4 protein-coding genes are annotated in these 13,680 nt (G+C 69.9%); all 4 read left to right on the top strand.

Annotated features, from left to right (window positions below):
• Positions 1–28: 28 nt before the first annotated feature.
• The 4 genes from YIM_RS11510 to YIM_RS11525 are packed head-to-tail and all read left to right on the top strand — an operon-like array spanning position 29 to position 13,675.
• Positions 29–10,786: a type I polyketide synthase gene (locus tag YIM_RS11510; RefSeq protein ID WP_153030344.1), complete on the top strand. Its 10,758-nt coding sequence runs from the start codon at positions 29–31 to the stop codon at positions 10,784–10,786.
• Between the two features lie 38 nt (positions 10,787–10,824).
• The gene (locus tag YIM_RS11515) at positions 10,825–12,051 is read left to right on the top strand and encodes a cytochrome P450 (protein WP_228004676.1); all 1,227 of its coding nucleotides are present in this window, start codon (positions 10,825–10,827) and stop codon (positions 12,049–12,051) included.
• Complete coding sequence (locus YIM_RS11520; protein ID WP_370468975.1) at positions 12,048–12,272, top strand: ferredoxin; 225 nt, start codon at positions 12,048–12,050, stop codon at positions 12,270–12,272. The genes YIM_RS11515 and YIM_RS11520 overlap by 4 nt, the downstream gene beginning before the upstream one ends.
• A complete protein-coding gene (locus YIM_RS11525; protein ID WP_153030345.1) occupies positions 12,269–13,675 on the top strand; it encodes an NAD(P)/FAD-dependent oxidoreductase in 1,407 nt (468 codons plus the stop codon). The genes YIM_RS11520 and YIM_RS11525 overlap by 4 nt, the downstream gene beginning before the upstream one ends.
• Positions 13,676–13,680 lie beyond the last annotated feature (5 nt).

The following is a 13,680-nucleotide window of genomic DNA, read 5'->3' on the forward strand; positions in this document are numbered from 1 at the left end:
GGCGGAACTTCGAGATTGGTAGAGAGCTATGGCGGATGACGGAAAGCTGCTGGACTACCTCAAGAAGGTGACCACGGACCTGCGCCAGACTCGCCGCCGGTTGCAGGAGGCGGAGTCCGCGACGCAGGAGCCGATCGCGATCATCGGGATGAGCTGCCGCTACCCCGGCGGGGTGCGGTCGCCGGAGGACCTGTGGCGGCTCGTCGCCGACGGCCGGGACGCGATCGGCCCGTTCCCCGGGGACCGCGGCTGGGACCTCGGCGCCCTGTTCTCCACCGAGCCGGACCGCTCCGGCTCCAGCTACGCGCACGAAGGCGGGTTCGTCGACGGCGCCGATGAGTTCGACGCGGCGTTCTTCGGGATCTCGCCGAAGGAAGCACTGGCGATGGACCCGCAGCAGCGGCTGCTGCTCGAACTGTCCTGGGAGGCGTTCGAGCGGGCCGGGATCGATCCGCACACGCAGCGCGGGAACCGGGTGGGCGTGTTCGCCGGAACCGGCAGCCAGGACTACGAGCAGCTGCTGAACGCGCACCCGGACCTGTCCGAAGCCTACGGCGGCACCGCGACTTCGGCCGCGGTGCTGGCCGGCCGGGTGTCCTACACCTTCGGCCTGGAGGGGCCCGCGGTCAGTGTGGACACCGCGTGCTCGTCGTCGCTGGTGGCGTTGCACCTCGCCGCGCAGGCACTGCGGCAACGGGAATGCGGGCTCGCGCTGGCCGGTGGGGTCATGGTGATGGCCACGCCCGGCGTGTTCGTCGGGTTCAGCCGCCAGGGCGGGCTGGCGGTCGACGGCCGGTGCAAGTCCTTCTCCGACAACGCCGACGGGACCGCCTGGGGCGAGGGTGCGGGACTGCTCGTGCTGGAGCGGTTGTCCGACGCCCAGCGCAACGGCCACCGCGTGCTCGCGGTCGTGCGCGGCACCGCGGTGAACTCCGATGGCGCGTCGAACGGCCTGACCGCGCCGAACGGACCTTCGCAGCAGCGAGTGATCCGCCAGGCACTGGCGAACGCGGGCCTGTCCGCGTCCGAAGTGGACGCGGTGGAGGCACACGGCACCGGCACCACTCTCGGTGATCCGATCGAGGCGCAGGCGCTGCTGGCCACCTACGGGCAGGGCAGGACGGCGGACCGGCCGTTGTGGCTCGGCTCGCTCAAGTCGAACCTCGGGCACACACAAGCCGCCGCCGGGGTGGGTGGCGTGATCAAGATGGTGCAGGCGATGCGGCACGGCCTGCTGCCGAAGACCCTGCACGTGACCGAGCCTTCGTCGCATGTGGACTGGACGGCCGGTCACGTCGAACTGCTGACCGAGCCGGTCGAATGGCCGGAGCACGAGCACCCGCGTCGCGCGGGGATCTCGTCGTTCGGGGTGAGCGGCACCAACGCGCACGCGGTCATCGAGCAGGCACCGGCGGAGGAACCCGCCGAAGACCGGGCCGTGCCACCGATCTTCGCGGTGTCCGCGCGAACCGCCGTCGCCCTGCGTGCCCAGGCCGATCGGTTGCGCGCGCTGCTCGAGACGCCCGGCGCGCCGGAACCCGCCGTGGTCACCAGCGCGCTGGCCACCAGGGCTGCGCTCGAACACCGTGCCGTGGTTTTCGCCGAGGACCGGGAAAGCGTGCTGACCGGGCTCAACGCACTGGCCGACGGTGAAACCGCGTCGAACCTCCTGCAGGGACACGTGCAGGGTGAGATCGCCCCCGCGTTCTTCTGCCCGGACCTGGAAACTCCGCGATCGCTGGGCTGGTTGCTGGACGCGGAGCCCGCGTTCGCCATCGCTGTCGGGGAATGTGCCGAAGCGCTCGGTATCGAGCTGGCCGCACTGGTGCGCGCCGACACGATCGCCGACGAAATGGCGCGCCCGGTTTGGTGGGCGGTGCAGGTTTCGTTGGCGAAGCTGTGGGCCTCGTACGGGGTCGAGCCCAGCGCGGTCGGCGGAATCGGCGTCGGCGCGATCGCCGCCGCTTGCATCACCGGCGCGCTTTCACTGACCGAGGGTGCGGAACTGGCCGCCGCGCCGGAGGCGGGCCCGCCGGACGCACGGCCGCCTGCGTCCGGGCCCACCTGGTATCCCGCATCGCCGGACGGTTCCGTGGAGCAGGCCGTCAGTGCGATTCGTGCCGACGGGTTCGAGGTTTTCATCGAGCTGAGCCCGGCCGCGACGCCGCGGGTGGCGGACGCTGTCACGGACAGCGCGCTGGTCGCCGCGCCGGGGGCGGACTTTCACGCTTCGCTCGCCGGTGCCTACCTTCGCGGCGTCCGTGTGGACTGGGCGGCCGATGGTGCCCGGTCGGTCGACCTGCCCACCTATCCCTTCCAGCGCGAGCGGTACTGGGTGGATTCCCCGGCCGAGGCCGCGGCCGTCGACCCCGTGTCGGCCGGTCAGCTCGCGGCGGACCATCCCCTGCTCACCGCCGTGGTCGCGGAACCGGAGTCCGGCGGGGTCGTGCTCACCGGACGGCTGTCCGCGGCGACGCGGCCGTGGCTGGCCGACCACCGGGTGCTGGGTTCGGTGATCTTTCCCGGCACGGGTTTTGTGGAGCTGGCCGTGCGGGCGGGCGACCAGGCCGGTTGCCCGGTGCTGGACGAACTGACCCTGCTGACCCCGCTCGTGCTGCCGGAAACCGGCGCCGTGCGGATCCAGGTGGTCGTGGGCGGTGCGGGTGACGCCGGTGCCCGCGAGGTGCGTGTTTTCTCCCGCGCCGAGGGTGCGGCAGAGGACGAGCCATGGCTCCGCCATGCCACCGGAACGGTTTCGGCTGGTTCGCTGGAGGCCGTGGCCGAGCCGTGGCCGCCGATGAACGGGACGCCGGTCGACCTGACCGGGTTCTACGCGGGCCTGGCGGAGGTCGGCCTCGACTACGGCCCGGCGTTCCGCGGGCTCGAAGCGGCTTGGCAGGCGGACGATGCCGTGTTCGCCGAGGTGACACTGCCCGAGGGCGAGCGCGGCGGCGACTACGGCGTGCACCCCGCGCTGCTGGACGCCGCGCTGCACGCCGTTTCCCTGATGAGCACCGCCGACGACGGCGCGATGCTGCCGTTCGCGTGGTCCGGGGTGCGGTTGTTCGCGACCGGCGCCACCGCGTTGCGGGTGCGGATCCGGCCGGTCCGCGACGGTGAGTTCTCCCTCGAAGCCACCGATCCGGCCGGTGCCCCGGTGCTCTCGGTGTCCTCGCTGCTGCTTCGCCGGGCGTCCGCCGAACAGCTCGAAGGAAGCCGTCCTGGCGCGCCGGTGTTCGGCGTCGAGTGGGTCCCGCTGGCTGCCGCCGGTACCGGCCCGGTCGAGTACGGCACCTGGGACGAGCTGGATGGCGCGGTACCCGGCGTGGTGGCGCTGCCCGCCGGTGGTGGCGTCGACGCGGATTCGGTGCGCGCGGCGACCGCGCACGTGCTCGGGGTGCTCCAGTCCTGGGTGGCCGAGGAACGGTTCGCCGACTCGAAGCTGGTGGTGGTGACCCGGGGCGCGGCGGGCCTGCCCGGCGAGGACGTGTCCGATCTGGCCGGTGCCGCGGTCTGGGGACTGGTGCGCTCGGCGCAGTCGGAACACCCCGGCCGATTCGTGCTGCTGGACGCGGACGCCGGACTTTCCGCGGTGTTGCCCGCCACGCTCGCTTCGGACGAGCCGCAGGTGCTCGTCCGTGACGGTGTGGTCCACGCGGCCCGGTTGACCCGGGTTCCGGCCGATCGGAACGAACCGGCCGTCACGTTCGACGGCACGGTGCTGATCACCGGCGCGACGGGTGCGCTCGGCCGGGTCGTCGCCCGGCATCTGGTCGCCGAGCACGGGGTGCGGAGCCTGTTGTTGCTGGGGCGGCGCGGGATCGCCGCGCCGGGAATGGGTGAGCTGGTCGCCGAACTGGCCGGCGCGGGTGCCGCCGTCGAGGTGGTCGCCTGCGACGCGGCCGATCGTGACGCTCTGCGCGAGGTTTTGGCGGATGCGCCGGTGCGTGGTGTGGTGCACGCGGCTGGTGTGCTCGACGATGGAGTGTTGTCTTCGCTTACTCCGGAACGGCTGGAACGGGTGTTGCGGCCGAAGGTGGATGCGGCGCTGAACCTCCACGAGCTGACGGCGGATCTTCCGTTGACCGCGTTTGTGCTGTTCTCTTCGGCTTCCGGCGTTTTCGGCGCGCCGGGGCAGGGCAACTACGCGGCCGCGAACGCCTTCCTCGACGGGCTGGCCGAGCACCGGCGGGTCAATGGCCTGCCGGCGCAGTCGCTGGCTTGGGGACTGTGGTCGGGAAGCGGCGGGATGGGCGGCACGCTGGACGGTGCCGACCAAGCGCGGATCTCGCGCGGTGGTTTCCTCGGACTGTCCACTGAGGATGGCCTCGAACTGTTCGACACGGCCATGGGCGCCGCCCCGGCCGCGCTGGTGACGGCCAAGCTCGATCTCGCGGAGCTGCGAGCGCAGGGTGACGCGCTGCCGAGCCTCCTCCGCGGACTGGTGCCACCGGCCCGGCGGAACGCGGCTTCTGGTTCTGGTTCATCGCGGATCCTCGCGCTGCCGCCGGCCGAGCGCGAAGGCGCGGTGCTGGACCTGGTGCTGACCGTCGTGGCGAACGTGCTCGGTTACGCGTCTTCCGGTGCGGTGGAACCCGGACGCGCTTTCCGCGAACTGGGCTTCGATTCGCTGACCTCGGTCGAATTCCGCAACCAGCTCGGCGAGGCGATCGGCCTGCGGCTGCCGATGACGCTGGTGTTCGACTACCCGAACCCGGTGGCGCTGGCCCGTTTTGTGCTGGACGAGCTGAGCGGTTCGGCGCAGACGGCGGTGGCCGCCACCACCGTCGCCCCGATCACCGACGACGAGCCGATCGCGATCGTGTCGATGGCGTGCCGGTATCCGGGTGGGGTGCGGTCGCCGGAGGACCTGTGGGAACTGGTCGTTCAGGGCCGGGACGCGATCGGTGAGTTCCCGGCGGATCGCGGTTGGGATGTCGAGCGCCTTTTCGATCCGGATTCGGTGCGGCCGAACACCAGCTACGTCCGCCACGGCGGTTTTCTCTATGGCGCGGGGGAATTCGACCCGGAGTTCTTCGGCATCAGCCCGAACGAAGCGTTGATCATGGATCCGCAGCAGCGGTTGTTGCTGGAGGCGTCGTGGGAGTTGTTCGAGCGGGCGGGTATTGATCCCGGGTCGTTGAAGGGCAGTGCGACCGGGGTGTTCACCGGCCTGATGTACCACGACTACGCGGGCAGCACGAGCACGGGCGCCATCGCCTCCGGCCGGGTGTCCTATGTGTACGGGCTGGAAGGACCGGCGGTGACGGTGGACACGGCGTGTTCGTCGTCGCTGGTGGGGTTGCACCTGGCGGTGCAGTCGCTGCGGTCGGGGGAGTGCTCGCTGGCGCTGGCCGGCGGTGCCACGGTGATGGCCACGCCGGAACTCTTCGTGGAGTTCAGCAGGCAGCGCGGGCTGGCCAAGGACGGCCGGGCGAAGTCGTTCGCCGCGGCCACCGACGGAACGAGCTGGGGCGAAGGCGTCGGTTTGCTGTTGGTGGAGCGGTTGTCGGATGCCAGGCGGCTGGGGCATCCGGTGTTGGCGGTGGTGGCTGGTTCGGCGGTGAATCAGGATGGTGCGTCGAATGGTTTGACGGCGCCGAATGGTCCGTCGCAGGTGCGGGTGATCCGGCAGGCGCTGGGTTCGGCTGGTTTGTCTTCGTCCGATGTGGACGCTGTGGAGGCGCACGGTACTGGTACTTCGCTGGGCGACCCGATCGAGGCGCAAGCGTTGCTGACTGCTTACGGCCAGGAGCGGGATGAGCCGTTGTGGCTGGGTTCGATCAAGTCGAACATGGGTCACACGCAGGCGGCTGCCGGTGTCGCGGGGATCATCAAGATGGTGCAGGCGATGCGGCACGGTGTGCTGCCGAAGACCTTGCACGTGGACGAGCCGACTCCGCGGGTGGATTGGTCTTCTGGCGCCGTGGAGTTGCTGACCGAGTCTCGTGCGTGGCCGGAGCGCGGCCGTGCTCGTCGGGCCGGGGTTTCTTCGTTCGGTATCAGTGGTACGAACGCGCATGTCATCGTGGAAGAGGCTCCGGCGGATGGTTTGGCTTTCCTTTTCTCGGGTCAGGGCGCGCAGCGTCTGGGTATGGGCCGCGAGTTGTATGAGACCTATCCGGCTTTCGCTGCGGCTTTCGATGCGGTGTGTGCCGAACTCGACCCCTCGCTGCGTGAGGTCATCTGGGGCGACGATCCAGAGCTGTTGAATCAGACGGAGTGGGCTCAGCCGGGCCTCTTCGCTGTCGAGGTGGCGTTGTTCCGCCTGGTCGAGTCCTGGGGCATCCGTCCCGATTTTGTGGCAGGCCATTCGATCGGCGAGATCGCGGCGGCTCATGTGGCCGGTGTGCTGTCTCTTTCCGACGCGGCCGCCTTGGTCACCGCCCGAGGTCGGCTGATGCAAGCGCTGCCAACCGGTGGCGCGATGGTTGCTGTGCAAGCTTCCGAACAAGAGGTACTGCCCCTGCTGTCCGATCAAGTCTCGATCGCCGCCATCAACGGCCCGGAAGCCGTGGTCCTTTCCGGCGAGGAAGCCGCCGTTCTTGCGGTGGCGAACCAGCTGAGCGGCAAGTCCACGCGGCTGAAGGTCTCTCATGCGTTCCATTCGCCGTTGATGGAGCCGATGCTGGCCGAGTTCGCTGCTGTGGTGGAGCAGTTGTCACTTCGTGAAGCAGTGCTCCCGTTTGTGAGCAGTGCTCTCGAGGCTGACGTGACCAGCCCGGATTACTGGGTGCGACACGTGCGTGAGCCGGTGCGGTTCGCTGATGCGGTACGGGAGTTGGAGAGCCGGGGCGTGGCTCGATATGTGGAGTTGGGTCCGGCGGCGGTGTTGTCGTTGCTGGGGCCGCGGTGTGTGTCGGAGGGGACGTTCGAGGCGACGGCCGAGTTCATCGAGCGGGTACGTCCTCGCGCGGTTCCCTGGGTGCTCTCGGCCAAGAACGAAGAGGGACTGCGCGCCCAAGCGGCAAGCCTCCTTTCCTGGCCTGAAAACAACAACGCCGACGTCGCCTACTCGCTGGCCACGTCGCGCCCCAGTCTCGACCACCGAGCGGCGGTCGTCGGCACCAGCCGTGACGAACTGATCCAGGGACTTTCCGCCTTCGCCGCCGGACGCTCGTCCGCCGGAGTGGTCCGCGGTGTCGCGCGCGAGCACGGTGGAACCGCCTTTGTCTTTTCGGGTCAGGGTGCTCAGCGTCTGGGCATGGGTCGCGAGTTGTATGAGACCTATCCGGCTTTCGCTGCGGCTTTCGATGCGGTGTGTGCCGAACTCGACCCCAAATTGCGTGAGGTCATCTGGGGCGACGACTCGGATCTGGTGAACCAGACGGAGTGGGTTCAGCCGGGCCTGTTCGCTGTCGAGGTGGCGCTGTTTCGCCTGGTCGAGTCGTGGGGCGTCCGTCCTGATTTTGTTGCGGGTCATTCGATCGGCGAGATCGCGGCGGCTCATGTGGCCGGTGTGCTGTCGCTGTCGGATGCGGCCGCGTTGGTCACCGCGCGGGGACGCCTGATGCAGGCGTTGCCGACCGGCGGCGCCATGGTGGCCGTGCAAGCCTCCGAACAGCAGGTGCTGCCCCTGCTGTCCGATCAGGTGGCGATCGCCGCGATCAACGGCCCGGAGGCTGTGGTCCTTTCCGGCGAGGAAGCCGCGGTCCTCAAGGTCGCGGATGCGTTGGGCTGCAAGAAGACCCGGCTCAAGGTCTCTCATGCGTTCCATTCGCCGTTGATGGAGCCGATGCTGGCTGAGTTCGCTGCTGTGGTGGAGCAGTTGTCACTTCGTGAAGCAGTGCTCCCGTTTGTGAGCAGTGCTCTCGAAGCTGACGTGACCAGCCCGAATTACTGGGTGCGGCATGTTCGCGAGCCGGTTCGGTTCGCTGATGCGGTGCGCCTGCTGGAAGAGCGCGGTGTGACCACGTTCGTGGAGGTGGGGCCGGATGCGGTGCTCAGCAGCCTCGGCGGCTTCACCCCGCTCCAGCGCAGGAACAAGTCCGAGGAACTCGAACTCGTCACCGCCGTCGCGAACATCCACACCCGCGGCGTCCCCGTCGACTGGCACGCTTTCCACGACGGCCGCGCCCGCCGAGTCGACCTGCCCACGTACTCCTTCCAGCACCAGCGCTACTGGCTCAACACCCAGGACTACTGGCGCGACGCCTGGGCCGGTTCCACCAGCGGTCTCGGCGACGTGACCTCCGCCGGGCTCGAAGCGGCCGAACACCCCCTCCTGGGCGCGGTCGTGCCCGGCGCGGAGTCGGACACCGTGGTGTTGACCGGAAAGGTGTCCCCGGCCACCGACTCCTGGCTGGCCGACCACGTGGTGCTCGGCTCGGTCGTCTTCCCCGGCACCGGGTTCGTCGAGCTGGCGATGCGGGCCGCCGACCAGGTCGGTTGCACCGTTCTCGGCGAGCTGACCCTCGAAGCGCCACTGGTACTGCCCGACGACGGCGTCGCGCTGCAGGTCGTGGTCGGTGAACCCGGCCCGTCCGGCGCCCGCCCGGTGAGCATCCACTCGCGGGACGCCGACCTGCCGTGGGTCCGGCACGCGACCGGCACTCTCGCGGACGAGGCTCCGGTTACACCGGCGACTTGGTCACTGCCGACCGGGACGCCGATCGACCTGACCGGCTGGTACGCGAACCTGGCCGAAGCTGGACTCGACTACGGCCCGGTGTTCCGCGGCCTGCAGTCGGCCTGGCGAACGGACACCGAGGTGTTCGCCGAAGTCCGCCTGCCCGCCGGCGCCGAGGACACCGGTTTCGGTCTGCACCCGGCGTTGCTCGACGCCTGCCTGCACACGATCGGCTTGCTGGACCAGCACGACACACCGGTGCTGCCGTTCGCCTGGACCGGCGTGCGGTGGTACGCGACGGGTGCGGCCGCGGTGCGAGTGCGGGTCACCCGGACCGGTCCCAGCAGCGTCGCACTCTCCATTGAGGACGAACAAGGACGTCCGGTCGCCGAAGTGGAGTCGCTGGCACTGCGCGCGGTTTCCGCCGAGCAGCTCGCCGAGGCACGGCGTGGCCTGCACGAGTCACTGTTCCAAGTGGACTGGTCACCGCTGCCTCCGGCTGACGCCGCGCCCGTTCCGGTGCAAACCTGGGATTCGCTGAACGGCGTGGTGCCCGAGGTGGTGGTGCTGCCCGGTGGTGGCACCGGTGAACCGGTTTCGCTCGTGGTCGGGCGGGTGCTGACGGTGTTGCAGACCTGGCTGGAGGACGATCGGTTCGCGTCGTCGACGCTGGTGGTCTCGACGCGTGAGGCGGTCAGCCTGGCGGGCGAAGGCGTGTCCGATCTCGCCGCTGCCGCGGTGTGGGGCCTGGTGCGTTCGGCACAGTCCGAGCATCCCGGCAGGTTCGTCCTGGTCGACGTCGACGCGAAGTCGGAGCTTTCCGCGGTGCTGCCCGCGGTGGTGCGTTCCGGCGAACCCCAAGTGGCGGTGCGAGACGGTGTGCCGCACCTGGCAAGGCTGGTCAGGGTGCCGGACGAGCCGACCGAACCCGCCGAGCACTTCGGTCCGGAAGGGACGGTGCTGATCACCGGTGGCACGGGCGCGCTCGGTGCACTGGTGGCGCGGCACCTGGTCGAAGCACGCGGCGTGCGGAGCCTGCTGCTGGCCGGTCGCCGTGGCTCGGCCGCACCGGGGGTGGACGAGCTGGTGGCGGAGCTGACCGGGTTGGGTGCCGCGGTGTCGGTGGTGGCCTGCGACGCGGCCGATCGTGACGCTCTGCGCGAGGTTTTGGCGGATGCGCCGGTGCGTGGTGTGGTGCACGCGGCTGGTGTGCTCGACGATGGAGTGTTGTCTTCGCTTACTCCGGAACGGCTGGAACGGGTGTTGCGGCCGAAGGTGGATGCGGCGCTGAACCTCCACGAGCTGACGGCGGATCTTCCGTTGACCGCGTTTGTGCTGTTCTCCTCGGCCGCCGGTGTGCTGGGCGCACCGGGTCAGGCCAACTACGCGGCCGCGAACGCCTTCCTCGACGGGCTCGCCGAGCACCGGCGGGCGGAGGGCCTGCCGGCGCAGTCGCTGGCTTGGGGACTGTGGTCGGGAAGTGGTGGCATGTCGGGCGACGCCGACCGGCAGCGGATGAACCGGTCCGGTGTGGACGGTCTGGATGCCGAAGAAGGCTTGGCGTTGTTCGACACCGCGACCCGGATGGACACGCCCGTACTGGTGCCGATGCGGTTGGACGTCAAGGCGTTCGCGGACGGCGACTTCCCAGCCATGCTGCGGACCCTGGTCCCCACTCGTCGTCGACGCGCGGCGGACAGCGGCGCGGCCGTGGCCACTCGCGCACGGCTCGCCGAACTGTCCGAAAGCGACCGTGCCGCGGCGCTGCTGGACCTGATCAGAGCCGAAGCGGCGGCGCTGCTCGGCCACGCCGGCCCGGACGCGATCGACCCCGGGCGCGCGTTCACCGAACTGGGCTTCGACTCGCTCACCTCGGTGGAGTTCCGCAACGCGCTCAACGGGGCCACCGGCCTGAACCTGCCGCCCACCCTGGTTTTCGACCATCCGAACGGGCAGGCGCTGGCCACGCACCTCGGCGCGCTGCTGGGGGACTCCGGCGGCGATGCCGATCCGGACGAGGAGATCCGGCGGGTACTGCGGTCCATTCCGCTGGACCTGTTGCGGGAAACCGGACTGCTCGGGCGGTTGCTCGAACTCGGCGGGGGCGGCGGCGCCCCCGTGCTCAACACGGATGACGCGATCGACGAAATGGACGCGGACAGCTTGATCGGCCTGGCACTGGAAGGCCTCGATTCGGACGCGAGCCATCCCGCGTGAGGAGATTCCGCCCTGCATCGAGAGGAAGCCGAACAGAGATGAACAGCGAAACGACCGGCACGCGGACCACCGAGCCGCCGCCGTTCCCGATGGCGCGGACCTGCCCGCTGCACCCGGCACCCGAGTACGCCGTGCTGCGGGCGGAGAACCCGGTCTCCCAGGTCACCGTGGACGTGACCGGGAAGCCGGCCTGGGTGATCGCCAAGCACGAGCACGTCAAGCAGGTGCTCACCTCGTCCGCGATGAGTTCGAGCTGGAAGAAGCCCGGTTATCCGCTGCAGGTGGCGCTGTCGGAGGAGATCCTGGAGAACCTCGAACTGCCGCTGCTCGCGCAGGATCCGCCGGACCACACGGTCCGACGGCGCCTGCTCATCCCCGAGCTGACGGTGAAGCGCATGCAGGCGCTCGCCCCGCGCATCCAGGAGATCGTGGACGAGCACATCACCGCGATGCTCGAGCACGGCGGACCGATCGACCTGGTGCCCGCGCTCGCCGCACCGGTGCCGGGCCTGCTGTTCGGCGAGCTGATGGGTGCTTCGCGGGAGGACGGCGCGCTGTTCAAGGAGCACGCCGAGGCGACCATGACCCACGGCGTCAGCGCGGAGAAGCTCGACGCGCTCCAGATGCGGATGGAGGCGCACCTGGACAAGCTGGTCACCGAGAAGGAGAACAACTCGACCGACGACCTGCTCAGCCGGATCATCCAGCGCAACAACGAGGACGGCAGGCTGGAGCACGCCAACATCGTGGCGCTGGCCAGGATGCTGCTGTTCGGCGGCTTCGACACCGTCGCCAACATGATCTCGCTGGGCACCGTGACCCTGCTGCGCCACCCCGAGCAGCTCGACGAACTCCGGCGCGACCCGTCGCTGATGCCCAAGGCGATCGGCGAGCTGATCCGCTTCCTCAGCATCAACGACTCGGCCAGCCGCCGGGTGGCCACCGAGGACGTGACGATCGGCGGGCAGCTGATCCGGGCCGGGGAAGGCGTCATCCTGCTCTACGGCTCGGCGAACCGGGACGAGTCGGTGTGGGAGAACCCGGACGAGCTGGACATCCACCGCGACACCCGCGGGCACGTCGCGCTCGGCGGCGGGATCCACCAGTGCCCCGGCGGCAGCCTGGTCAAGGTGGAGCTGGAGATCGTGTTCAACACGCTGTTCCGGCGGATTCCCGGCCTGCGCCTGGCGGTTCCGTTCGAGGAGCTGCGGTTCAAGAACGACTCGCTGATGTACGGCGTGCACGAACTGCCGGTGACCTGGTGACCGGCACGTCGCTGCGGGTCAGCGTGGATCGCGATCGCTGCGTCGGTACCGGCGGCTGCGTGTTCGCGGCGGAGGAAGTGTTCGACCAGAACGACGAGGACGGTCGCGTGGTGCTGCGCACCGAATATCCCGGCCCCGATCTCGCGGAAGCCGTGCGGCAGGCGGTCGACGTCTGCCCGGTGTACGCGATCGCCTTGGCAGAAAAGGAGAACGGACGATGACAAGAGCGGTAGTGCTCGGTGGTGGCATGGCGGGCATGCTCGCCGCCGCCGGTTTGGCCAGGCACGTGGACGAGGTCATCGTCGTGGAGGGCGACGCGCTCCCCGCCGAGCCGGCTCCCCGGCGTGGCCTGCCCCAGGGGCACCACAGCCACCTGCTGATGGCGGGTGGCGCGGAGGCGCTGGACCAACTGCTCCCCGGCACCACCGACCGCCTCTACGCGGCGGGCGCGCATCGGCGCGGGATGCCGGAGGGCATGCTGACGCTGTCTTCGGCGGGCTGGTACCGGCGGCACCCCGGTGACGCCTACGTGGTCATCTGCAGTCGCGCGCTGACCGATCACGTGGTGCGGCGCCAGGCGCTGGACGCGAGCGGCAACATCATCGTGCGGGAGTCGGCCAAGGTGGTCGGCCTCGCGGGCGACGCCGACCAGGTGACCGGCGTGCGGGTGCAGGTGAATCCGGCGCAGATCGAGACCATCGACGCCGACTTCGTGGTGGACGCGACCGGCCGCCGGTCCGCGGCTCCGGCCTGGCTGGCCGAGCTGGGCCTGCCCGAGGTCGAGGAAGAGGTGGTGGACTCCGGCCTCGCGTACGCCACCCGGATGTACGCGGCACCCGCCGGGATCAGCAGGGACTTCCCCGCGGTGCTGATCCAGCCGCTGGCGGGCACCGGCGAGCCGGGCTACGGCGCCACCCTGTACCTGCTCGAGGACGAGCGCTGGATCGTCACCCTGTGCGGCACGCGCGGTGGCGAGCCACCGTCCGATGAGGACGGTTACCTGCGCTACGCCCGGAACATGCGGCACCCGATCATCGCCGAACTCGTCGCGGACGCTCAGCCGATCGGCCCGGTGCGGCCCTACCGCGGCACGATCAACCGGCGGCGGTACTACGAGCGGTCCACCATGCCGGAGGGCTTCGCGGTGCTCGGGGACGCGGTCGCCGCGATGAACCCGGTCTACGCGCACGGGATGTCCGTGGCCGCGCTCGGCGCGCTCGCACTGCACACCGAACTGGACAACAGCGGCCTGAAGCCCGGACTGGCCGCGGCGGTGCAGTCCGCGGTGGCCGGGGTCACCGACGGCCCGTGGACGATGGCGTGCGAGCAGGACCTCGCCTTCCCGGAGGTCAAGACCAACCGGGAAGTCACCGGCGGGCCGAGCGAAGAGGAGCAGCGGTTCGGGCAGCGGATGGCGGAAACCGCGGTGACCGAGGCGTTGCTGGCCAACGCCCTGTTCAGTGCCTACACCCTGCGGACCTCCGGCGCCGAGATGATGACGCCGGAACTGCAGGAGCTGGTCGAGCGCGGCCCGGTCCGGTCGCCGCTCACCGCGGAGGAGGCGATCGCGCAGTTCCCGGAACTCGGTCCGCTGCGCCGTCCGATCGCCGCACCACAACCGTAGTAGCA

Source organism: Amycolatopsis sp. YIM 10 (genome assembly GCF_009429145.1).
Classification (GTDB): domain Bacteria; phylum Actinomycetota; class Actinomycetes; order Mycobacteriales; family Pseudonocardiaceae; genus Amycolatopsis.